Here is a 21,721-nt window from a genome sequence, read left to right as displayed (position 1 = left end):
GTGCAGGCGGGTCGTGCGGGCCATTACAGACCGTTAGAAGCCGTCAATGAAGGCCTGCAATGTAGTCTGCGACCGCCTTCACTTCCGCCTCATTCAGGCGCAGCGCGATAGTGTGCATTGGCTCACTGTTGTTGCGCGTACCTTGCGCAAACGCGGTGAGTTGCGCTGCCGTGTAATCCGCCCATTGTCCCGACAGCCGCGGATACTGCACCGGCACGCCCATGCCCGTTGCACCATGACACGCGGCACACGCGGGCACGCCCCTGTCCGCAATGCCGCCACGGTAAATCTTCTGCCCGACCGGTACGGTGGCCTTGTCACGCGCGTAGCCCGGCTTGGCCTTCTGCGTCTCAAAATAGGCGGCCACGTTGACCATGTCCTGATCGTTCAACGCACCCGCAATACCCGCCATGATGGGGTTCTTGCGCGCCGGCTCTTTCGCGCCCGGCTGCGTCTTGTAATCCTTTAACTGCTTGACGATGTACTCGGCATGCTGGCCTGCGAGCTTCGGAAACGCGCCGCCGGCACTGTTGCCGTCCGCCCCGTGACACGATGCGCAAACCTGGGTGGCTATTGCCTGTCCCCGTGTCACGTCAGGCTTGACGGGGGCTCCGGGAGCACCCGCATCTGCTGCTTGCGCTGTGACTGTCCAGCCTACCAACCCCGCTCCTAATGCTGCTGCCACTTCCAGGACCATCAGAGTCTTGTACAGTCGGTTCATTCGCGTACCCTGTTTTTCGTCTTGTGAGAATGTGAGGTTCTGCAAAAAACGACGGTTACCGATGCACTGCAAGACACCAGACAGAGGACTCGGCACGGATTCAAAAGTCACCCGGCGCGCGCCCTGAAATCTGTCTTCAAACCTGTCTCACTCCTTATCCCGCTTGGGTCTTGCGTGCCCTGGCTGGTCTTCGTACAACCGTCGTATTGTACAATAACTCGCTAAACGCAAAGACGCCAGTCGGGGCAAGCCCAGTATTCAGTGGCTCCTTACAGCTCGAGTTTCCACAGAATTTCACTTTCGGTCTTCCCATGTCGTCATTCCTGCTCCATCAAGCCCGTTTCTTTACAACGGTCAACCACCTGAAGGACCTGCCTCCGACACCCCAGCCGGAGATCGCTTTCGCGGGTCGCTCGAATGCGGGCAAGTCGACGGCCATCAACCTGCTGTGCAACCAGAAGCGGCTGGCCTTCGCCAGCAAGACACCGGGGCGCACGCAGCACATCAACTACTTCGCCATAGGCCCCGCGGACCAGCCCAAGGCGCATGTGGTCGACTTGCCGGGGTATGGGTACGCAGAAGTTTCGGGTAACGCCAAGCTGCATTGGCAGCAGTTGCTGTCCACGTATCTGCAAAGCCGCGCACAGCTCGTCGGCATGATCCTGATGATGGATTCGCGCCGTCCGCTGACCGAACTCGACAAGATCATGCTCGACTGGTTTGCGCCAACGGGAAAGCCAATTCACGCTTTATTGACCAAATGCGACAAATTGACGCGTCAAGAAAGCATCAACACGTTGCGCGCGACCAAGAAGGCATTCGATGAGTACACGGCGGCCGGATATCGCGGCGAATTGACGCTGCAGCTCTTCTCCGCGCTCAAGCGCGTCGGGCTCGATGAAGCCCACGAGAAAATCGAAAGCTGGTTGATTCCGAAGTCTACCGAGGAAGTCGCGCCGGAAGACGAAGCGCAGTGAACCAGGTCGGGGACCGCCTGCGGGAAGGCTTTGAGGCGAATATTGAGATGCTTCGTGTCGCCCGGCATAAAAAAACCCGCCGCATGACGGCGGGTCAAACAGCCTGATCGAATCCTTTACGATCATCACAGGCACCCGCTCAGGGAGGAGAAGCGGGGAGTTCGGCGCCAGGCGCCTACCTCGATCGGTATGATATACCATTGTCTCGAAAAGGTTCTGGAGGCTGTCGCGCCCCGTATCTGCGGCGGTCGCGGCGGTTGAGCCAGCATCCATTCCCCCGAATCGCGTTATCCATCATCCCTCAAGCCAAGTCATGAGCTTCTATCCCCATCATCGTCCGCGCCGCATGCGTCGTGACGACTTTTCGCGTCGCCTGATGCGCGAAAACCTGCTGACCACCAACGATCTGATCTATCCCGTGTTTATTGTCGAGGGATCGAATGTGCGTCAGGCCGTCCCGTCCATGCCTGGCGTCGAGCGCACATCGGTCGATCTGCTGATGAAGGTGGCCGAGCAATGCGTCGAGCTGGGTGTGCCCGTCATTTCGCTGTTCCCGGCCATTGAACCCTCGCTGAAAACGCCCGATGGCCGTGAAGCGACGAACCCAGAAGGTTTGATTCCTCGCGCCGTTCGCGAGTTGAAGAAGCACTTTCCAGAACTGGGCGTACTCACCGACGTCGCGCTCGACCCTTACACCAGCCACGGTCAGGACGGTGTTCTCGACGAACATGGCTACGTCATCAACGACGAAACCAGCGAAATTCTCGTCGAACAGGCTCGCGCGCAGGCTGAAGCGGGCGTGGATATCGTTGCGCCGTCGGACATGATGGACGGCCGGATCGGCGCAATTCGCGAAATGCTCGAGAGCGATGGACATATCCACACGCGGATCATGGCGTATGCCGCAAAGTATGCATCGGCGTTCTACGGCCCGTTCCGCGATGCCGTCGGCTCCGCTGCGAACCTCGGCAAGAGCAACAAGATGACGTACCAGATGGACCCGTCGAATTCCGATGAAGCCCTGCGCGAAGTGCGGATGGATATCGAGGAAGGCGCGGACATGGTGATGGTCAAGCCGGGCATGCCGTATCTGGATATTGTGTATCGCGTAAAGGAAGAGTTTCGCTTTCCGACCTACGTGTACCAGGTCAGCGGCGAGTACGCGATGATCAAGGCCGCCACGCAGAATGGCTGGCTTGATCACGACAAGGCGGTGATGGAGTCGCTGCTGGCATTCAAGCGCGCGGGCGCGGATGGCGTGCTGACGTACTTCGCGCTGGATGCCGCTCGGCTTTTGCGGGCGTCGTCGAAGTAAAAGGGACGGCAGGTTGCAGGGGTTTGAGGCGGCGATGCGGTTGCTCGTTGCCTGATGCTTGATGTGGCGTTGCCACCCCATTACCCGGAGTTGTCAGGAGGTGGGGTTGAGGGGCGAAAGCCCTTCAGCACCCAGCGACAGATGCTATCCAGATTCCTGCGACACGGTTGCTGCGGGCCAGCAATGCCGCCTGCCCGTCCGCCTGGTAGCGGACTTTCTCCCGCCCCCGTCCGAGTGGCACACCGACCGGTTGTCAATTCAAACTATCGCCGCAAACACTCACACCAGCGGCAAACAGATCTCCGTCACCAAGTCGGCAGGTGCCACCTCCTTGGGATTGTTCAGATATTCCTCGAATACCGGCGCATCGGCGGCCTCGCGGCCCGACTGAACTAGCCATGTGCCATATAGCCACTGATAAGCCGCGTGCATATCGCTGTAGGGTCCTTTATGGCGGAGCACCGCATACTGGCCACCACGTAACGGCGTCACGCTGACCGGTGCGGCAACATCGATATCCCCAGGTAACACCACCCCTGCCTTCGATCTCAACTCCGCTTCAGCCACGATCCCCGGATCGTCATAGTAAATGCCGACCGTCCGAAACTCGGCCGGCAATAAATTCCTGGCGGCCAGCCAACCGAACAACGAATCGAACGCCTTGCCAATCTGCATATACGACCCGACGTGGTCGACAGACACAACGTTCATCGCCGGTACGTCACGAATCACCACTTCATGCATCGCCATTTGATCGTCTCCTGATAACGTCGGCCGAAACCGGCTGTGAGTGCCTTCTTTGCGGTACTGTGCCGGCGGCATGCCGAACGCAGCCCTGAACGTGCGCGAAAACGACTGCAAGCTGCTATACCCGGAACGCTCGGCAATCTCCGGGATCGGCATCGATCCATTAGCCAGATAGCCGCCCGCGCGATGCAACCGCAACCGCCGCACGGTCGTGGCGATAGTCTCGCCGTACATCGCCTGATAGATCCGATGCCAGTGATACGGCGACAAACACGCAATCTCAGCCAACCTGTCGATATCCAACGGCTCGTCGAGGTGATCGTAGATATGGTCGAGCACGCGGCTCAGTCGCGCTTCGTAGCGGGCTTGATAGGTGAGATCGTTCATGGGCGTCTCGATGAGAGCGGGCGTTGAGTACAGACAAAAGTATCACGACGCGATTTACCAAATCCTGCGGACTTGACGCGAGAGATTGAGACTTCTTCGGTGAAGGTCTGCGGTGAAGGCGGCCCGAAAAGCCGCTTCAGTGTTGATAGTGCTAGGTTATGGTCGGTTAATACGGCGACGGATCGAGGGTTCGAATCGCGGATCCCGAAAAAACGCGACGTGCGTCCGGTTCCGAACGCACATCAGGTTCCGCATGTGGAAAATCACGTCGTAGGTGCGGAAAGCTTGGCCAGGCTCTTCAAGAACGTATCCGCCGACTCGTACCCCACGACCCGCACCACTTCGTTGCCCTGCGCGTCGAAGAAGATGATGCCCGGCGGCCCGAACAGCTTGAAGCGCTTGAGCAACGCCTGATCGTCGGGATTATTCGCCGTAACGTCAGCGCGCAGCAGGTTAAGTTGCGCCAGGCGCGCGCGTATCCGCGGATCGCTGAACGTGAGATGTTCCATCTCCTTGCACGACACGCACCAGTCGGCGTAGAAATCCAGCATGGCGGGGCGGCCCGCGGCCTTGAGCGCCAGATCCAGTTCCGCCGATGACCTGACCGGTGCGAACGTCTCCCCCGGCGCGGATTGCTGCGCGCCGGTTCCAGCGCCGGAACCCGTTCGCGCAGCAAATACGGCCAGCGGCCGAAGCGGATCGGTGGATCCCGCAGCGAGTCCAACGAGCAGCGTAGCGCCCCAGATAGCGAGCGCTGCGCCGAATCCACGACCCAGCTTGCGCCATATCGACGCCGCCGCAGCAGCCGATGTAAACAGCCCCAGCGCCGCGGCCGCTATAAGCAGCCACAAAGCCGCCAAACTCATTTGCACGACAGTACCCAGCACCGGCCACACTATCCATAATGCCGCCGCGAGCAGCACGACGCCGAAAAACACCTTCACGCCGTCCATCCAGTTCCCAGCGCGCGGCAACAGCGTCCCCGCGCCGAGCCCAATGATCAGGAGCGGCACGCCGAGTCCGACGCCCATGGAAAACAATGCCGCACCGCCGAGCAGCGCATTGCCTGTATGCGCGATGAATGCGAGCACTGCAAAGAGCGGCGCGGTCATGCACGCACCGACCACGAGCGCTGACAACGCGCCCATGACGACAACCGCCGCGACCTTCCCGCCCGAGCGCTTCTGCGATGCCTGGTTGACGCTGTTTTGCCAGCGCGCGGGCAATGCAATATCGACACCGGCAATCAGCGTGAGCGCGAATATGGCCAGCAGCACGCCGAACGCGCCGAGCACCCAGGGGTTCTGGAGCCACGCGCCAAGACTCTGCCCGATCATCGCGGCGAGCACCCCTAGCACCGTGTAGACAAGCGCCATGCCAAACACATACGCGGCCGATAACCCGAACCCTCGCGATCGCGTTACGCGTGCGCCTTCACCAATAATGATCGCCGAGAGAATGGGAATCATCGGGTAAGAGCAAGGCAGCAAGCTCAACACGACGCCCGCCACGAAATACAAGCCGACGATCGCAAAAAAGCCGCCGCTTTCCAGCAAGGATTGCGCGTAATCGGCGTTGGTCGCGCGGTCGTACCAAGGCACGTCACTGGTGCTGGCCACCGGTGCCTGACCATTGGCACTGGCCGCCTGCAGGGCCGCGCCGCTTACGCGGTAAACGCGCTCCATCGGCGGATAACAAATGCCTTGGTCGGCACAGCCCTGCGACGTGACAGCAATATCGAACGGGCCGGAAGCCTGCTTCACCGGAATCCGGATCACGAGTTCGCCGCGATACGTTTCCACATCCTTGTTAAACGTCTGATCGAAGTGAACCTTGCCGGCGGGCAATTGCGGTTCGCCCAGCGTCGCCGTGCCATTCTTCACCGCAAACGCAAAACGCTCGCGATACATGTAATAGCCATCTGCGACCTTATATCGCACATCGATCTCGCCCGGTTTCTCCGTTGCACTAAATTTGAAAGCGACCGCCGGGTCAAGAAAATCGTCGGCCGCCTGGCTTGGCGAGATCGAGCAGAGCAGCAACACGAAGCACGACACCAGCATGAGAACTGCGTCGAGCGGCCGGCGCGCGAAGAAGGCAAAGGACTTAAACATTAAGAGGACGTGGAGTTTCCGCGGTAATCCATTGTCCATATGCAGCCGATGCATCCGCCTGCCACGAGACAATTTCAGGTGTTTCATAAGGATGATTTGCTTCGATAAAGCGCGTCAGTTCGTCGCCGCATGCGAGGCTCGTCTTGAACAGGAGCTGAAGCTCCTCGGCAAGCTCTACCTTACCTTTCCAGCGATACCGCGACTTGACCGTGCCCAGCTCCGTTACACAGGCGGCAAGCCGTGCGTCTATGGCTTGCTGTGCGAGCGTTGATGCCGCCTCGCTGTCGGGCAACGTTGTAAGAACGAGGACAACGGGCATGTTCAAGAAAAGCTCCGATGCGGTAGATATGCATGCAATCCTAGCACTGGACGTCAAAAGCCCGCATTCGGCCAATCGGCCTATCGCGCCGGATGCGAGCCGCGGACTACCGGCAGTTCAAACCCGGCGCGCAATAGAAAAAGGCCAAGCAAAGCTTGGCCTTTTTCTATTGCGAACAACACCGTGCTACCAGCTTATTCAGCTTCTTGCACGTCGTCGCCTTCAGCGAGTTCCGGACGATCCATCAGCATGACCAGTGCCATCGGCGCATTGTCGCCTTGGCGGAAGCCGAACTTCAGGATGCTCAGATATCCACCCGGACGCTTTTCATAGCGCGGGCCCAGGACTTCGAACAGCTTTGCGACGGAGTCACGATCGCGCAGGCGGTTGAACGCCAGACGACGATTTGCCAGCGACGGCTTCTTGCCGAGCGTGATCAGTGGCTCAACGACTTTACGGAGTTCTTTAGCCTTCGGCAGCGTCGTCTTGATGACTTCGTGCTCGATCAGCGAGTTCGACATATTACGGAGCATAGCCAGACGGTGGCTGCTCGTGCGGTTCAGTTTCCGCAAACCATGTTTATGGCGCATTTTGAATTTCCTAATTAACCAAGTTTAGATCCAGCTCTTCTATTGCGTCTCTTTTGAGCGCACGGGCCGGTCGTAGAAAAAGCAAGATGCGGATTCTAAAGGAAAATCCGCATCTTTGCCAGTCAAGCGTACTGCTTGAAGCTTACTTGTCGAGACCAGCCGGCGGCCAGTTTTCGAGCTTCATACCCAACGTCAGACCACGCGAAGCCAGGACTTCCTTGATCTCGTTCAACGACTTGCGACCGAGATTAGGCGTCTTGAGCAATTCGTTTTCCGTGCGCTGAATCAAATCACCGATGTAATAGATGTTCTCGGCCTTCAGGCAGTTCGCGGAACGAACCGTCAGTTCGAGATCGTCCACCGGACGCAACAGGATCGGATCGATCTGCGGCGCACGCGACGGTGCTTCTGCCGCTGCTTCCGTGCCTTCCAGTGCGGCGAACACTGACAACTGGTCGACCAGGATACGAGCCGATTGCCGAATTGCTTCCTCGGGCGAAATCACGCCGTTGGTTTCAATGTTCATCACGAGCTTGTCGAGGTCGGTACGCTGCTCAACGCGAGCGCTTTCAACGGCGTAGCTCACGCGGAGAACCGGCGAGAACGACGCATCCAGCACGATACGGCCAATGATCTTCGCCGAATCTTCGCCATAACGGCGCACGTTGCCCGGCACATAGCCGCGGCCCTTTTCAATCTTGATCTGAACGTCGAGCTTGCCGCCCTTCGACAGATGCGCAATCACATGACCGGGATTGATGACTTCGCAATCGTGAGCGAGTTCGATATCGCCGGCCGTGACAACGCCTTCGCCTTCCTTGCGCAGCGTGACCGTGACTTCGTCGCGGTTATGCAGCTTGAAAACGACGCCCTTCAAATTCAACAGCAGGTTGACCACATCTTCTTGCACGCCGTCGAGCGTAGAATATTCATGCACGACGCCAGCAATCGTCACTTCGGTCGGCGCATAACCAATCATCGACGACAACAGCACACGCCGAAGCGCGTTACCCAAGGTGTGACCATAACCGCGTTCGAACGGCTCCATGACCACTTTCGCGTGACTGTCGCCAAGCGATTCGACTGCAATAATCTTGGGCTTCAACAAACTGGTTTGCATAGGTTTTCCTTTTCAATACCCTCGGCTCGTTACGCCGATAAGGCTGACCGGTGACAACCCGAAAATAGACAGCCGAGGTAGCCCCTTGCCTTCGGCAATCAGGGCTCCCCGGCCGTTAATCCGATTTACCGCGAATACAATTCGACGATCAGGCTTTCGTTGATGTCGCCAGCGATATCGCTGCGTTCCGGCATCGACTTGAACGTGCCTTCGAACTTCTTGGCGTCGACAGAAACCCAGCTCGGCATTCCGCCTTGTTCAGCCAGGTTAAGCGCTTCCAGAATCCGCACTTGCTTCTTCGACTGTTCGCGAACAGCAACCACATCACCTGCCTTGACTTGCATCGACGGGATGTTGTTCACAACGCCGTTCACCGTGATCGACTTGTGACCGACCAGCTGACGTGCTTCAGCGCGCGTCGAGCCGAAGCCCATGCGATAGACGACGTTGTCGAGACGCGACTCAAGCAATTGCAGCAGGTTTTCGCCCGTCGGGCCCTTGCGGCGATCAGCTTCAGCGAAGTAACGACGGAACTGACGTTCGAGCACGCCGTAAATACGCTTCACTTTTTGCTTTTCACGCAACTGCGTACCGTAGTCGGACGTACGAGCGCCAGACGTACGGCCATGCTGACCCGGCTTGCTATCGAGCTTGCACTTGTCAGCGAGCGAACGACGTGCGCTCTTCAGGAAAAGATCAGTACCTTCACGGCGGGACAGCTTTGCTTTAGGACCGGTATAACGTGCCACTTTGCATCCTTAATAATTGATCACGCGAAATACATTCGCGCTAGTTCGAACTCAATGGATCGAACGGTGGGCTTAGTCAGTATTCTTAACGCTGAATCCATAACGCAAGCAACCTGTCGACGCGCGAGCGTCAACAGGTCAAGGCGCTACGCGACGTCTTAGATACGACGACGCTTCGGCGGACGGCAACCGTTGTGCGGAACCGGTGTCACGTCGGAGATTGCGGTGATCTTGATGCCAAGACCATGCAGCGCACGCACCGCCGATTCACGGCCAGGACCGGGGCCCTTGATCCGCACTTCGAGGTTCTTCACGCCGTATTCCATCGCCACGCGACCAGCCGATTCGGCTGCGACCTGAGCAGCAAAGGGAGTCGATTTACGCGATCCCTTGAAGCCCTGGCCACCCGACGTTGCCCAGGCGAGTGCATTGCCTTGGCGATCGGTGATCGTGATGATGGTGTTGTTGAACGACGCGTGAACGTGAACTACGCCCTCGGCGACGTTCTTCTTTACCTTCTTGCGAACGCGTTGCGCCGCGGAGTTGTTCGAAGCCTTAGCCATTACGTTTTCCTGTAACTATCAATTCCGCTTACTTCTTCAGCGATTGCGCTGCACGACGCGGACCCTTACGGGTACGGGCATTCGTACGTGTACGCTGACCACGCATGGGCAAGCCCTTGCGATGGCGCACGCCACGGTAGCAGCCCAAGTCCATCAGGCGCTTGATGTTCATCGTCACTTCACGACGCAGGTCGCCTTCGACGATGAACTTACCCACTTCTTCTCGCAGCTTTTCGAGGTCTGCGTCAGTGAGGTCTTTGACCTTCTTCGAAAATTCCACACCAGACGCCACGCAAATGTCGCGAGCGCGCGTGCGACCTACACCGAAAATTGCCGTGAGGCCGATTTCAGTATGCTGGTGATTCGGGATGTTAACCCCTGCGATACGAGCCATTGTTTTTCCTCAAACAAAAAGCGCAAGCAAAAGCGCGGCGTTCAGCCTTGACGCTGTTTGTGGCGCGGATCAGAGCTGCAAATCACGCGCACAACGCCCTTGCGCTTGATGATCTTGCAATTGCGGCAAATGCGCTTAACCGATGCCATCACTTTCATGATATTACCCTTTTTTCAAATCACTTCGCCCGGAACACGATCCGTGCACGAGACAGATCGTAAGGCGTCAATTCAACCGTTACCTTGTCGCCTGGAAGAATGCGGATGTAATGCATCCGCATCTTCCCGGATATGTGCCCAAGAACCACATGGCCATTTTCCAACCTAACCCGGAAAGTAGCATTGGGAAGGTTTTCCACCACCTCACCCTGCATCTGGATTACATCGTCTTTGGCCATAGTCCTTACTAGCGCATAGGGACGTTACTGCCTTTGAAGTTGGCCTTCTTGAGCAGCGATTCATACTGTTGCGACATAACGTAGGACTGCACCTGCGCCATGAAATCCATCGTGACCACGACAATGATCAGCAGCGACGTTCCACCGAAATAAAACGGTACGTTCCAGCGCAGCACCAGAAACTCCGGCAGCAAGCAAACGAACACGATGTAGATCGCACCGGCCAGCGTCAAACGCGTGAGGATCCGATCGATATACCGAGCCGTCTGGTCACCAGGACGAATCCCGGGAACGAAGGCACCGCTTTTCTTCAAGTTGTCGGCCGTCTCCCTGCTGTTGAACACCAACGCGGTGTAGAAGAAGCAGAAGAAAACGATCGCCATTGCGTACAACAACACATACACCGGTTGACCAGGCTTAAGAGCCTCGGCAACACCGTGCAGCGTGTTTGCAAACCAGCCGGTCCGCGTACCCGAACTAAACCAGTTCAGGATAGTTGCCGGGAACAGGATGATCGACGACGCAAAGATCGGCGGAATCACGCCCGACATATTCAACTTCAGCGGCAGATGCGACGACTGACCGCCATAAATCTTGTTTCCGACCTGACGCTTGGCGTAGTTCACGAGGATCTTGCGTTGGCCGCGTTCGATGAACACCACCACGAACGTGACCGCCGCTATCAGCACGACGACAATGATCGCCGAGATGATACTCATGGAGCCGGTGCGAACCAGTTCGAAGAGACCACCGATTGCGTTCGGGAAACCCGCCGCAATACCACCGAAAATGATGATCGAGATACCGTTGCCCAGTCCGCGCTCCGTGATCTGCTCACCCAGCCACATCAGGAACATCGTGCCGGTCACCAGCGTCACGACTGTCGTCAACCGGAACACCATGCCTGGGTCAATAACGAGCCCGGCTTGATTTTCCAGCGCCACCGCAATACCAAATGCTTGAAAGGTAGCCAGAACAACCGTGAAGTAACGCGTGTACTGCGTAATCTTCCGCTGCCCCGCCTGACCTTCTTTCTTCAGCGCTTCCATTTGCGGCGAAACGATCGACAGCAACTGCATGATGATCGACGCCGAGATGTACGGCATGATCCCAAGCGCGAAGATCGTGAACCTGGACAGTGCGCCACCCGAGAACATGTTGAACATGCCAAGAATGCCGCCTGACTGGCTCTGGAAAAGCTTCGCCAGCTGATCCGGGTCGATACCCGGCACCGGAATATGCGCACCGATACGGTAGACGATCAGCGCCAGCAGCAAGAACATTGCACGCCGACGCAGATCGCCGAACTTCGCAGCGCTTCGACCGGATTTTGCGAGACTCGGGCTATTAGCCAAGAACCTTCTCCGATGCTTTCGCTAACAACGACAACACGCGCTCGTTACTCAGCGACCGAGCCGCCGGCGGCTTCAATCGCAGCACGGGCACCCTTCGTAGCAACGAGGCCCTTGACCGTGATCTTGCGCGTCAGTTCGCCCGTCTTGATGATCCGTGCGCTCGTAAAGAGCACGCCGAGCAGACCGGCTTGCTTCAAAGCCAACAAATCGATTTCGTCGACCGGCAGCTTCTCAAGGTCCGACAAACGCACTTCGCCAACGAACTCATGCGTCAGCGAGCTGAAACCACGCTTCGGCAGACGACGTTGCAAAGGCATCTGACCGCCTTCGAAGCCGACTTTATGAAAGCCCCCCGAACGCGATTTCTGACCCTTGTGACCACGACCTGCAGTCTTGCCCAGGCCGGAACCGATACCGCGGCCAACGCGACGCTTTGCGTGCTTCGCGCCTTCTGCCGGCTTAAGGTTATTCAAATCCATATTCAACTCCTTGATCCTTGGTCAGCCGCTTAGCTGAGGACTTTGACAAGGTACGAGACCTTGTTGATCATCCCGCGCACTGCCGGCGTGTCCTGCAGTTCGCTAACCGAGTTGAGTCGGCGCAGGCCCAGACCACGCACCGTTGCACGATGCGTTTCACGGGTCCCAATCAGGCTCTTCACGAGCTGAACCTTGACAGTTTTATCAGACATGGTGACCACCTGGCTTAGCCCAAAATATCTTCGACGGACTTGCCGCGCTTCGCCGCGATGTCACCCGGCGTGGACTGCTTGCGCAGACCGTCGAGCGTTGCACGAACGAGGTTGTACGGATTCGTCGAACCGTGGCTCTTCGCCACAACGTTTTGAACGCCCATCACGTCGAACACTGCGCGCATCGGACCGCCGGCGATAACACCCGTACCATCCTTGGCCGGAGCCAGGAGGACTGCGGATGCGCCGTGCTTACCGTGCACTTCGTGTTGCAGCGTACCGTTCTTCAACGGTACCTTGAACATGTTGCGGCGTGCTTGTTCCATTGCCTTTTGAACAGCAACCGGAACTTCCTTCGCTTTGCCCTTGCCCATGCCGATGCGTCCGTCACCATCGCCAACCACGGTCAGTGCGGCAAAACCGAGAATCCGGCCGCCCTTCACCACCTTGGTCACGCGGTTGACCGCGATCATCTTTTCACGGAGGCCGTCGTCGCGTTCTTCAGCCTTCACATTCGCTTGCATCTTTGCCATGACGAATTCTTCCCTTAGAACTTGAGTCCGGCTTCGCGTGCCGCATCAGCCAGCGCTTTCACGCGGCCGTGGTAACGGAAACCCGAACGGTCGAAGGCGACGGATTCGACGCCGGCAGCCTTGGCCTTTTCAGCAATACGCTTACCGACAGCGATCGCAGCGTTGACGTTGCCGCCCTTACCGGTCTTGTCGGCCAGTTCGGCACGCACTTCAGCTTCGAGCGTCGACGCGCTTGCTAGCACCTTGGTGCCGCACGGCGAGAACACTTGCGCATAGATATGCGTGTTCGTGCGATGCACAGCCAGACGTGCGACCTGCAGCTCAGCGATCTTGACGCGCGTCTGTTTAGCGCGGCGCAGGCGAGATTGAGTCTTATCCATGATTGCGCACCCTTACTTCTTCTTCGTTTCTTTGAGGATGACGACTTCGCCGAAGTAGCGCACGCCCTTGCCCTTGTAGGGCTCCGGCGGACGGTAACCGCGAACTTCCGCGGCGACCTGGCCAACTTTCTGCTTGTCGATCCCCTTGATCACGATTTCGGTTTGCGTCGGGGTTTCAACTTTGACGCCTTCCGGCATCGCGTGCACCACGGGGTGCGAGAAACCCAGCGACAGATTCAGCTTGTCGCCCTGCGCCTGCGCGCGATAACCAACGCCAACCAGCGTCAGCTTGCGCTCGAAACCCTTCGTAACGCCATTCACCATGTTCGCCACGAGGGCGCGCATCGTGCCCGACATCGCATTCGCTTCACGACTTTCATCAGCCGGGGCGAAGTTGAGCGTGCCGTTGTCGTTTGCTACCGTAACAAGCGGGTTGGCCGCTTGCGTAATCGTACCCAACGGGCCCTTGACGGTGATTACTTCGCCGCTAAAGGCCACTTCCGCGCCTTGCGGCAGCGTAATCGGGCTTTTACCTACTCGAGACATGTTTCTTCTCCTTTTCGGCTTAAGCGACGTAGCAGAGGACTTCGCCGCCGACGCCGGTCTGGCGCGCCTTGCGGTCGGTCATCACACCCTGGGGCGTCGACACGATTGCAACGCCAAGACCGTTCATTACAACCGGAATGTCGTTACGACCGCGATACACACGCAGACCAGGCTTCGAGACGCGTTCAATGCGCTCGATAACCGGACGGCCGGCGTAGTACTTCAACGCGATATTCAATTCCGACTTCGCACCTTCAGACTTCACTGCGAAATCGTCGATATAACCTTCGTCCTTCAAAACCTGCGCAATCGCAACCTTGACTTTCGACGAGGGCATTGTCACCGATACTTTCTCAACCATCTGCGCATTGCGGATGCGAGTCAGCATATCGGCGATAGGATCACTCATACTCATTTAGATATCTCCTATTACCAGCTCGCCTTGGTCAGGCCAGGGATTTCGCCGCGGAAAGCGATTTCGCGAATCTTGCTGCGTGCCAATCCGAATTTGCGGAACGTGCCACGCGGACGACCCGTGATCGCGCAGCGGTTACGCTTGCGAGTGGGGTTCGAGTTGCGGGGCAGTTGTTGCAGTTCGAGACGAGCGGCATAACGCTCTTCGTCCGACTTGCTCGCGTCATCAATGACCGCCTTCAGCGCAGTACGCTTGGGAGCGTACTTTGCAGCCAGGCGCGCACGCTTCTTTTCACGTTCGATCAGTGCCAGTTTAGCCACGGTAACCTCAGTTTCTGAACGGGAACTTGAAGCTGGCGAGCAGTGCCTTCGCTTCATCGTCAGTCTTCGCGGTCGTCGTGATGCTGATGTTCAGCCCACGAAGCGCGTCGATCTTGTCGTAATCGATCTCGGGGAAAATGATCTGCTCTTTCACACCGATGTTGTAGTTGCCGCGACCGTCGAACGCACGACCCGATACACCGCGGAAGTCACGAACCCGGGGGAGCGCAACCGTCACGAAACGATCGAGAAATTCGTACATGGCCTGGCCGCGCAGCGTAACCATCGCGCCGATCGGGTAGCCCTGACGAATCTTGAAGCCAGCGATAGCCTTGCGTGCCTTCGTGATAACGGGCTTTTGGCCAGCAATCTTCGTCAGGTCGCCAACGGCGTTTTCGATGATCTTCTTGTCGGCGACGGCTTCTCCAAGACCCATGTTCAGGGTGATCTTGGTGATGCGCGGCACTTCCATGATGGACTTGTAGCCGAACTTCTCAACGAGGCCGGGTACAACCTTCTCTTTATAAAATTCTTGCAGACGTGCCATTTTTTACTCCGCGTCAGACGCTAAGCGTGGCACCGGTCGACTTCAAGAAGCGAACCTTCTTGTCGCCTTCGACCTTGATGCCTACACGTGACGCCTTGCCATTCGCGTCGACCAATGCGACGTTCGAAATATGCAGCGGCATCGTCTTGGCTTCCACGCCACCCGTCGTACCCTTCATCGGGTTCGGCTTGACGTGCTTCTTGACGAGATTGATACCCTCGACCGTTACACGCTCTTCGCCAACGGACAGCACGACGCCGCGCTTGCCTTTGTCTTTGCCAGTGGTGACGATAACTTCGTCACCTTTGCGAATCTTGTTCATCGCGACTCCTTACAGCACTTCCGGCGCGAGTGAAACGATCTTCATAAATCGTTCACTACGCAATTCACGCGTAACCGGTCCGAAAATACGCGTACCGATAGGCTCGAGCTTGGCATTCAAAAGTACGGCGGCATTACCGTCGAACTTGATCAGCGAGCCGTCCTGGCGGCGCACGCCCTTGGCCGTACGAACGACCACGGCGTTGTAGATTTCGCCCTTCTTCACGCGTCCGCGCGGCGTTGCTTCCTTGACGGTCACCTTGATGATGTCGCCAATGCTAGCGTAACGACGCTTCGAGCCGCCGAGCACCTTGATGCACATCACTTCACGTGCACCCGTGTTGTCGGCAACTTCAAGCCGAGTTTCGGTCTGAATCATGGTTTATCTTTCCCAACTTAATCCAGTTACGCCACCATGGCGCACCCGGTCAGTCTTGGTCCCGTCAGCCTGGTGGCTGCTTGGGTTAGAACAGGCAGCGAGGGCAGACGAAACCCGCCATCGCAATCCGGTGAATCTGTCAGTACGAACTGGCGCCCGTACCGGCTTCCCCCACCTACTTCGCCCGCGATGGGGCTCCCACAAAGAGGGAAGACCGAAATTATAACGCATAATTTCGGTCTTGCAAGCGAAACTTACTGCGACACTTCTTTTAACGCATTTTGACGCTTAGATGACGCGCGCCGACTCCAGCAACTTCGACACAACCCAGGCTTTCGTCTTAGAAATCGGACGGGTTTCCTGGATCTCGACGAGATCGCCTTCGTTGTACGTGTTCGCATCGTCGTGAGCGTGGTACTTCTTCGACCGTACGACGTACTTGCCGTAGATCGGATGCTTTACGCGGTGCTCGACCAGCACGGTGACCGTCTTTTCCATCTTGTTGCTGACGACCTTGCCGACCAGCGTCCGCTTGAGCGAGGTTTTTACGCTATCGTTCATTTCTGGTTCGCCTTCTCAGTCAGGACGGTCCGCACACGAGCGATGTCGCGACGAACCTTCTTCAATTGACTGTTATTGGTCAATTGCTGGGTCGCGAGTTGCATGCGCAGGCCGAATTGCGCCTTCAGCAGGTCCGTCAGCTCTTGATTGAGAGCGGCCTGGTCTTTCTGGTGAAGTTCGGAAGCCTTCATCATTGCTCCTTAGGCGCCGAGCTGGCGTGAAACGAAGTACGTCTTCAGCGGCAGCTTAGCTGCAGCCAGACGGAACGCTTCACGTGCCAACTCTTCAGTAACACCGTCCATTTCATACAGCATCTTGCCCGGTTGAATCTCTGCGACGTAGTACTCAGGGTTACCTTTACCGTTACCCATCCGTACTTCAGCCGGCTTTTGCGAGATCGGCTTGTCCGGGAAAATGCGGATCCAGATACGGCCGCCACGTTTAATGTGACGCGTCATTGCACGACGCGCCGCTTCGATTTGGCGCGCGGTCAAACGGCCGCGACCGATAGCCTTCAAGCCATATTCACCGAACGACACCGCGTTGCCGCGCGTCGCCTTGCCGGTGTTACGACCCTTTTGCTCTTTGCGATACTTTCTGCGTTTCGGTTGCAGCATCGTTATTCTCCAGTCTTCCCGTCGCCGCCGGCACCGCCAGCACGACGGGGAGCGCCACGGCGCGCACCTGCGTTTGCCGGGCCACCACCTTCACCGTCACGACGCGGACGGCGATCGCCACCCGGACGTGCGTTGCGGCGCGGACGCTTGTCTTCGGCTACTTCTTCGACCACCGGTGCATCATTGCGGCCCAGCGTGTCGCCCTTGTAGACCCACACCTTGACGCCGATGATGCCGTAGGTCGTCTTCGCTTCCGAGGTTGCGTAGTCAATATCGGCACGCAGCGTGTGAAGCGGAACGCGACCTTCGCGATACCACTCCGTACGGGCGATTTCGATACCGTTCAACCGGCCGGCGCTCATGATCTTGATGCCCTGGGCACCCAGACGCATGGCGTTTTGCATCGCACGCTTCATCGCGCGGCGGAACATGATCCGGCGCTCGAGCTGTTGCGTGATCGAGTCGGCGATCAGTTGCGCATCGGTTTCCGGCTTGCGGATTTCTTCGATGTTGACGTGGACCGGAACGCCCATGCGGCGCTGCAGTTCCGTCTTCAACAGTTCGATATCCTCACCCTTCTTGCCGATCACTACACCCGGACGCGAGCTGTAAATCGTGATACGTGCATTCTTCGCCGGACGCTCGATGACAACCCGACCTACCGAAGCGTTTTTCAGCTTCTTCTTCAGGTATTCACGAACGCCGATGTCTTCCTGCAGCATCGATGCGAAATTGGTGTTGTTCGCGTACCAACGCGACGCCCAATTTCGGCTGACAGCCAGACGGAAGCCTGTCGGATGAATTTTTTGTCCCATCGTATGGCTCCTTAATTCCCGACTGTCACAGTGATGTGACAGGATTGCTTCTCGATGCGGTTACCACGGCCTTTTGCGCGCGCGGTGAATCGCTTCAGGGAAGCGGCCTTGTCGACCATGATGCTCGTTACTTTGAGCTCGTCGATGTCGGCGCCTTCGTTGTGTTCCGCATTCGCGATCGCTGACAGCACGACCTTCTTGACAATACCCGCCGCCTTCTTCGGCGAGAACGTAAGAACGTTCAGCGCCTTGTCGACCGGCAAACCACGGATCTGGTCAGCCACAAGACGCGTTTTCTGCGCCGAGATGCGGGCACCGCGATGAATAGCTTTTACTTCCATCTTGATAGCCCCTTATTTCTTGGCCTTCTTGTCGGCTGCATGACCCTTGAACGTACGGGTCAATGCGAACTCGCCAAGTTTGTGGCCGACCATGTTTTCCGAAACATATACCGGGACGTGTTGACGGCCGTTATGCACGGCGATCGTCAGACCGATGAAGTCCGGCAGGATCGTCGAACGACGCGACCAGGTCTTGATCGGTTTCTTGTCACGCGCAGCTGCGGCAGCCTCAACCTTCTTCAGCAAATGAGCGTCGCAGAACGGACCTTTTTTAACAGAACGTGCCATTGCTTACTCCTTAGCGCTTGTGACGGCGCTGAACGATCATCGTCGTCGTGCGCTTATTGCTGCGGGTGCGATAACCCTTAGCCGGGGTTCCCCACGGGCTGACCGGATCGCGACCTGCTGCCGTCTTACCTTCACCACCACCGTGCGGGTGATCGACCGGGTTCATTGCAACGCCACGCACCGTCGGGCGGATACCGCGCCAGCGGTTAGCACCAGCCTTACCGATTTGACGGAGGCTATGCTCTTCGTTGCCAACTTCACCAATCGTCGCGCGGCACTCAACGTGCACACGGCGAATTTCACCCGAACGCAGGCGAACCTGAGCGTACGTGCCTTCACGAGCCAGCAGCATGGCGGACGTACCAGCCGAACGCGCCATTTGCGCGCCCTTGCCCGGCAGCATCTCGATGCAGTGAATCGTCGTACCGACCGGAATATTGCGGATCGGCAGGGTGTTACCCGAGCGGATCGGCGCTTCCGAACCAGACATCAACGACTGACCCACCGTCGCACCCTTCGGAGCGATGATGTACTTGCGCTCGCCGTCTGCGTACAGAACCAGCGCAATGTTTGCGCTACGGTTCGGATCGTACTCAAGACGTTCGATCTTTGCCGGAATGCCGTCCTTGTCGCGACGGAAATCGACCATACGGTAGTGTTGCTTGTGACCGCCACCTTTGTGACGCGTCGTGATGCGACCGGAGTTATTCCGGCCGGCGGTCACGGACTGTGCGTCGAGCAGCGCTGCGTGCGGCTTGCCCTTGTACAGATCCTTGTTGACCACCTTGACCATCGCGCGGCGACCCGGCGAAGTCGGCTTAACTTTTACGATTGCCATGATTACTTGGCCTCCGCTTCAAAGTTGATTTCCTGGCCGGGCTTCAAGCAGACATACGCCTTCTTCACGTCTTTGCGCTTGCCCATGAAGCGGCCAAAGCGTTTGGCTTTACCCTTCGTGACCAACACGTTGACGGAATTGACTTCTACCTTGAACAGCAGCTCGACAGCAGCCTTCACTTCCTGCTTCGTGGCATCGGGCGCGACTTCGAACACAACCTGCTCGTTCTTGTCGGCCACCAGCGTCGCCTTTTCGGAGATCACCGGCGCGAGCAGGACCTGCATCAAACGATGATCGTTCTTGCGAATCTCGCTCATGACAGCAACTCCTCGATCTGGGCGACCGCAGCCTTCGTAATCAGGATCTTCTTGAAGTAGATCAACGAGAGCGGGTCGGCGTAACGCGGCTCGACAACGGCCACGTGGGCCAGATTGCGTGACGCGAGGTACAGGTTTTCGTCGACCGTGTCAGTGATGACCAGGACAGACTCGAGACCCATTGCCTTGAATTTTTCGGCCAACAGCTTGGTCTTCGGCGCTTCGAGCGTGAGCTCGTCGACTACCGAGATACGGCCTTCACGTGCCAACTGCGAGAAGATCGAGCAGAGACCTGCGCGATGCATCTTCTTGTTGACCTTGTGCGAAAAGTTTTCTTCCGGCGAATTCGGGAAGATACGGCCACCGCCGCGCCACAACGGGCTCGACGACATACCGGCACGAGCGCGGCCCGTACCCTTTTGACGCCACGGCTTCTTGGTCGTGTGCTTGACTTGCTCACGATCCTTCTGCGCGCGGTTACCGCTACGTGCGTTGGCTTGATAGGCCGTGACGACCTGATGGATCAGGGCTTCGTTGTAATCGCGACCGAACACGACGTCCGATGCGTTCACACCCGTGCCTTCCTGACCATTGGCGCTCAGGAGCTTAAGTTCCATTATTTCGCTCCTTTCACAGCGCGTGCCTTGACAGCCGGCGTCACGAAAACCTTGCCGCCCTTAGCGCCAGGAACAGCGCCACGGACCAGCAACAGATGACGATCAGTGTCGATACGAGCGATCACGAGGTTTTGCACCGTAACCGTTTCGTCGCCCATGTGACCTGTCATGCGCTTACCCGGGAAAACACGACCCGGATCCTGCGCCATACCGATCGAACCAGGGACGTTGTGCGAACGCGAGTTACCGTGCGATGCGCGACCCGAAGCGAAGTTGTGACGCTTGATGGTACCGGCGTAGCCCTTACCGATCGACACGCCTTGCACGTCGACTTTCTGGCCTACTTCGAAGATGTCCGTACCGATCACGGTACCGTTCGACAACTCGGCAGCCTTAGCGGAATCGATCTGGAATTCTTTGAGAACTTCACCAGCTTGTACGCCGGCTTTGGCAAGGTGACCTGCCAGCGGCTTCGTCACGCGCGATGCGCGGCGAGTGCCGAATGCAACTTGAACGGCGATGTAACCATCCGTTTCTACAGACTTGATCTGCGTCACGCGGTTGTCCGACACGTCCAATACGGTGACGGGAATCGAATCCCCTTCAGGCGTAAAGATACGGGTCATGCCAACCTTGCGACCTACGAGTCCAAGGCTCATCGTTTTCTCCATTCCCAACTGCGATTGGTCGGGGCTGATTTACAAAATGCCGACTCATTCTTGAGAACTCATTCTTAAGAAATAAACCGACTTTTTTGCGCAAATGCGCGAAAAGCCTTGGAGTATAACAAGGCTTTTCGTTTTCCGCAAGCAATCAAAGACTTAGCGCCGCTCCTCGCGAGAGCAGCGCCGGGTGAAACTTATTGCAACTTGATTTCCACGTCCACACCAGCCGGCAGGTCAAGCTTCATCAACGCGTCAACGGTCTTGTCCGTCGGATCGACGATATCCATCAGGCGTTGGTGGGTACGGATTTCGAGCTGATCGCGCGACGTCTTGTTGACGTGCGGCGAACGCAGGATGTCAAAACGTTGGATACGGGTCGGCAGCGGCACCGGACCACGCACGATTGCGCCAGTCCGCTTAGCCGTATCGACGATTTCGGCAGCCGATTGATCGATCAGACGATAGTCGAAAGCCTTCAGGCGAATGCGGATTTTCTGGTTTGCCATGACAATTCCTTGAAAGAGCGAGACGGTGTTGCACCGTCGATTTGGTAAAAGAGCATGGAGCCGGGCACCAGCAAGGTGCGTGTACCCGGCTCCGGGCACGACTACAAATTACAGCTTTTCTGAAGCAAGCTCAGGATTTTACTCGAGAACCTTAGCGACGACACCCGCGCCGACGGTACGACCGCCTTCACGGATAGCGAAGCGCAGACCTTCTTCCATCGCGATCGGCGCGATCAGCTTCACCGTGATCGACACGTTGTCACCCGGCATGACCAT

36 protein-coding genes are annotated in these 21,721 nt (G+C 57.5%); 2 read left to right on the top strand and 34 right to left on the bottom strand.

Translation table 11 applies throughout. The features are described 5' to 3' along the window. Window positions 1-43: 43 nt before the first annotated feature. Window positions 44-721 (bottom strand): c-type cytochrome, encoded by a 678-nt coding sequence (locus ABH944_RS38920; RefSeq protein ID WP_062091264.1) that lies wholly within the window; start codon window positions 719-721, stop codon window positions 44-46. 311 nt (window positions 722-1,032) lie between these two features. On the opposite strand from ABH944_RS38920, the gene yihA reads away from it, so the two are divergent. Next, window positions 1,033-1,698, top strand: a complete 666-nt coding sequence (gene yihA / locus ABH944_RS38915; protein WP_404613638.1) for a ribosome biogenesis GTP-binding protein YihA/YsxC — start codon at window positions 1,033-1,035, stop codon at window positions 1,696-1,698. Between the two features lie 313 nt (window positions 1,699-2,011). After that, window positions 2,012-3,013, top strand: a complete 1,002-nt coding sequence (gene hemB / locus ABH944_RS38910; protein WP_097265639.1) for a porphobilinogen synthase — start codon at window positions 2,012-2,014, stop codon at window positions 3,011-3,013. A 279-nt stretch (window positions 3,014-3,292) separates the two neighbouring features. On the opposite strand, the gene ABH944_RS38905 is transcribed toward hemB, so the two are convergent. The 33 genes from ABH944_RS38905 to ABH944_RS38745 form a co-directional block, all read right to left on the bottom strand. Beyond that, window positions 3,293-4,147 (bottom strand): AraC family transcriptional regulator, encoded by an 855-nt coding sequence (locus ABH944_RS38905; RefSeq protein ID WP_404613641.1) that lies wholly within the window; start codon window positions 4,145-4,147, stop codon window positions 3,293-3,295. Window positions 4,148-4,410: 263 nt separating this feature from the next. After that, window positions 4,411-6,261: a protein-disulfide reductase DsbD gene (dsbD, locus tag ABH944_RS38900; protein ID WP_404613643.1), complete on the bottom strand. Its 1,851-nt coding sequence runs from the start codon at window positions 6,259-6,261 to the stop codon at window positions 4,411-4,413. Continuing rightward, complete coding sequence (cutA, locus tag ABH944_RS38895) at window positions 6,254-6,580, bottom strand: divalent-cation tolerance protein CutA (RefSeq protein ID WP_404613667.1); 327 nt, start codon at window positions 6,578-6,580, stop codon at window positions 6,254-6,256. Before cutA ends, dsbD begins: the two co-directional genes overlap by 8 nt. A gap of 194 nt (window positions 6,581-6,774) precedes the next feature. After that, window positions 6,775-7,170, bottom strand: coding sequence for a 50S ribosomal protein L17 (gene rplQ, locus ABH944_RS38890; RefSeq protein ID WP_062091258.1), 396 nt, complete (start codon window positions 7,168-7,170; stop codon window positions 6,775-6,777). Between the two features lie 142 nt (window positions 7,171-7,312). Continuing rightward, window positions 7,313-8,290, bottom strand: a complete 978-nt coding sequence (locus tag ABH944_RS38885) for a DNA-directed RNA polymerase subunit alpha (protein WP_047845349.1) — start codon at window positions 8,288-8,290, stop codon at window positions 7,313-7,315. Between the two features lie 125 nt (window positions 8,291-8,415). After that, the gene (gene rpsD / locus ABH944_RS38880; RefSeq protein ID WP_062091257.1) at window positions 8,416-9,039 is read right to left on the bottom strand and encodes a 30S ribosomal protein S4; all 624 of its coding nucleotides are present in this window, start codon (window positions 9,037-9,039) and stop codon (window positions 8,416-8,418) included. A 158-nt stretch (window positions 9,040-9,197) separates the two neighbouring features. Continuing rightward, entirely contained in the window at window positions 9,198-9,602 is a 405-nt protein-coding gene (rpsK, locus tag ABH944_RS38875; protein ID WP_006052224.1) for a 30S ribosomal protein S11, read from the bottom strand. A 28-nt stretch (window positions 9,603-9,630) separates the two neighbouring features. Further along, window positions 9,631-9,996, bottom strand: a complete 366-nt coding sequence (rpsM, locus tag ABH944_RS38870; RefSeq protein ID WP_031361562.1) for a 30S ribosomal protein S13 — start codon at window positions 9,994-9,996, stop codon at window positions 9,631-9,633. 41 nt (window positions 9,997-10,037) lie between these two features. Next, a complete protein-coding gene (gene rpmJ / locus ABH944_RS38865; RefSeq protein ID WP_004199844.1) occupies window positions 10,038-10,154 on the bottom strand; it encodes a 50S ribosomal protein L36 in 117 nt (38 codons plus the stop codon). A gap of 20 nt (window positions 10,155-10,174) precedes the next feature. Beyond that, window positions 10,175-10,393, bottom strand: a complete 219-nt coding sequence (gene infA, locus ABH944_RS38860; protein ID WP_047845346.1) for a translation initiation factor IF-1 — start codon at window positions 10,391-10,393, stop codon at window positions 10,175-10,177. Between the two features lie 8 nt (window positions 10,394-10,401). Continuing rightward, window positions 10,402-11,748, bottom strand: a complete 1,347-nt coding sequence (gene secY / locus ABH944_RS38855) for a preprotein translocase subunit SecY (RefSeq protein WP_062091256.1) — start codon at window positions 11,746-11,748, stop codon at window positions 10,402-10,404. Window positions 11,749-11,792: 44 nt separating this feature from the next. Further along, window positions 11,793-12,227, bottom strand: coding sequence for a 50S ribosomal protein L15 (gene rplO, locus ABH944_RS38850; RefSeq protein WP_050382046.1), 435 nt, complete (start codon window positions 12,225-12,227; stop codon window positions 11,793-11,795). 29 nt (window positions 12,228-12,256) lie between these two features. Next, entirely contained in the window at window positions 12,257-12,439 is a 183-nt protein-coding gene (gene rpmD / locus ABH944_RS38845) for a 50S ribosomal protein L30 (RefSeq protein WP_047845343.1), read from the bottom strand. Between the two features lie 14 nt (window positions 12,440-12,453). Further along, window positions 12,454-12,972, bottom strand: coding sequence for a 30S ribosomal protein S5 (gene rpsE / locus ABH944_RS38840; protein ID WP_031361566.1), 519 nt, complete (start codon window positions 12,970-12,972; stop codon window positions 12,454-12,456). A 14-nt stretch (window positions 12,973-12,986) separates the two neighbouring features. Then, complete coding sequence (gene rplR, locus ABH944_RS38835; protein ID WP_047845342.1) at window positions 12,987-13,352, bottom strand: 50S ribosomal protein L18; 366 nt, start codon at window positions 13,350-13,352, stop codon at window positions 12,987-12,989. Between the two features lie 12 nt (window positions 13,353-13,364). After that, a complete protein-coding gene (gene rplF / locus ABH944_RS38830) occupies window positions 13,365-13,898 on the bottom strand; it encodes a 50S ribosomal protein L6 (RefSeq protein ID WP_056355422.1) in 534 nt (177 codons plus the stop codon). Between the two features lie 19 nt (window positions 13,899-13,917). Next, complete coding sequence (rpsH, locus tag ABH944_RS38825) at window positions 13,918-14,313, bottom strand: 30S ribosomal protein S8 (protein WP_031361569.1); 396 nt, start codon at window positions 14,311-14,313, stop codon at window positions 13,918-13,920. 14 nt (window positions 14,314-14,327) lie between these two features. Next, entirely contained in the window at window positions 14,328-14,633 is a 306-nt protein-coding gene (gene rpsN, locus ABH944_RS38820) for a 30S ribosomal protein S14 (RefSeq protein WP_031361570.1), read from the bottom strand. Between the two features lie 7 nt (window positions 14,634-14,640). Next, window positions 14,641-15,180: a 50S ribosomal protein L5 gene (rplE, locus tag ABH944_RS38815; RefSeq protein WP_035933066.1), complete on the bottom strand. Its 540-nt coding sequence runs from the start codon at window positions 15,178-15,180 to the stop codon at window positions 14,641-14,643. A gap of 13 nt (window positions 15,181-15,193) precedes the next feature. Next, on the bottom strand, window positions 15,194-15,502 hold the full coding sequence (gene rplX, locus ABH944_RS38810) for a 50S ribosomal protein L24 (protein ID WP_047845340.1): 309 nt from the start codon (window positions 15,500-15,502) through the stop codon (window positions 15,194-15,196). Window positions 15,503-15,511: 9 nt separating this feature from the next. After that, window positions 15,512-15,880, bottom strand: coding sequence for a 50S ribosomal protein L14 (gene rplN, locus ABH944_RS38805; RefSeq protein WP_006052212.1), 369 nt, complete (start codon window positions 15,878-15,880; stop codon window positions 15,512-15,514). A 288-nt stretch (window positions 15,881-16,168) separates the two neighbouring features. Then, window positions 16,169-16,441 carry a 30S ribosomal protein S17 gene (rpsQ, locus tag ABH944_RS38800; protein WP_031361574.1) on the bottom strand — a complete coding sequence of 91 codons (273 nt, stop codon included), beginning with the start codon at window positions 16,439-16,441 and terminating at the stop codon, window positions 16,169-16,171. Then, entirely contained in the window at window positions 16,438-16,632 is a 195-nt protein-coding gene (gene rpmC / locus ABH944_RS38795; protein ID WP_047845339.1) for a 50S ribosomal protein L29, read from the bottom strand. The genes rpsQ and rpmC overlap by 4 nt, the downstream gene beginning before the upstream one ends. 9 nt (window positions 16,633-16,641) lie before the next feature. Beyond that, window positions 16,642-17,058: a 50S ribosomal protein L16 gene (gene rplP / locus ABH944_RS38790; protein ID WP_031361576.1), complete on the bottom strand. Its 417-nt coding sequence runs from the start codon at window positions 17,056-17,058 to the stop codon at window positions 16,642-16,644. A 2-nt stretch (window positions 17,059-17,060) separates the two neighbouring features. Continuing rightward, window positions 17,061-17,873, bottom strand: coding sequence for a 30S ribosomal protein S3 (gene rpsC / locus ABH944_RS38785; protein ID WP_062091254.1), 813 nt, complete (start codon window positions 17,871-17,873; stop codon window positions 17,061-17,063). Between the two features lie 11 nt (window positions 17,874-17,884). Then, window positions 17,885-18,214 carry a 50S ribosomal protein L22 gene (rplV, locus tag ABH944_RS38780; RefSeq protein ID WP_031361578.1) on the bottom strand — a complete coding sequence of 110 codons (330 nt, stop codon included), beginning with the start codon at window positions 18,212-18,214 and terminating at the stop codon, window positions 17,885-17,887. A gap of 12 nt (window positions 18,215-18,226) precedes the next feature. Then, a complete protein-coding gene (rpsS, locus tag ABH944_RS38775) occupies window positions 18,227-18,502 on the bottom strand; it encodes a 30S ribosomal protein S19 (protein WP_031361579.1) in 276 nt (91 codons plus the stop codon). Between the two features lie 10 nt (window positions 18,503-18,512). Next, window positions 18,513-19,340: a 50S ribosomal protein L2 gene (gene rplB / locus ABH944_RS38770; RefSeq protein WP_062091253.1), complete on the bottom strand. Its 828-nt coding sequence runs from the start codon at window positions 19,338-19,340 to the stop codon at window positions 18,513-18,515. 2 nt (window positions 19,341-19,342) lie between these two features. Continuing rightward, window positions 19,343-19,657, bottom strand: coding sequence for a 50S ribosomal protein L23 (rplW, locus tag ABH944_RS38765; RefSeq protein ID WP_031361581.1), 315 nt, complete (start codon window positions 19,655-19,657; stop codon window positions 19,343-19,345). Further along, complete coding sequence (gene rplD, locus ABH944_RS38760; protein WP_047845336.1) at window positions 19,654-20,274, bottom strand: 50S ribosomal protein L4; 621 nt, start codon at window positions 20,272-20,274, stop codon at window positions 19,654-19,656. Before rplD ends, rplW begins: the two co-directional genes overlap by 4 nt. Next, window positions 20,274-20,933: a 50S ribosomal protein L3 gene (rplC, locus tag ABH944_RS38755; RefSeq protein ID WP_062091252.1), complete on the bottom strand. Its 660-nt coding sequence runs from the start codon at window positions 20,931-20,933 to the stop codon at window positions 20,274-20,276. Before rplC ends, rplD begins: the two co-directional genes overlap by 1 nt. Before the next feature lie 200 nt (window positions 20,934-21,133). Continuing rightward, window positions 21,134-21,445 carry a 30S ribosomal protein S10 gene (gene rpsJ, locus ABH944_RS38750; protein ID WP_031361584.1) on the bottom strand — a complete coding sequence of 104 codons (312 nt, stop codon included), beginning with the start codon at window positions 21,443-21,445 and terminating at the stop codon, window positions 21,134-21,136. Window positions 21,446-21,583: 138 nt separating this feature from the next. Beyond that, on the bottom strand, window positions 21,584-21,721 hold a 138-nt coding region (locus tag ABH944_RS38745), incomplete at its 5' end, for an EF-Tu C-terminal domain-related protein (protein WP_472975146.1).

The organism is Caballeronia udeis, from assembly GCF_044909315.1.
GTDB lineage: Bacteria > Pseudomonadota > Gammaproteobacteria > Burkholderiales > Burkholderiaceae > Caballeronia > Caballeronia udeis_A.
This window is presented reverse-complemented; position numbering and strand designations above follow the sequence as displayed.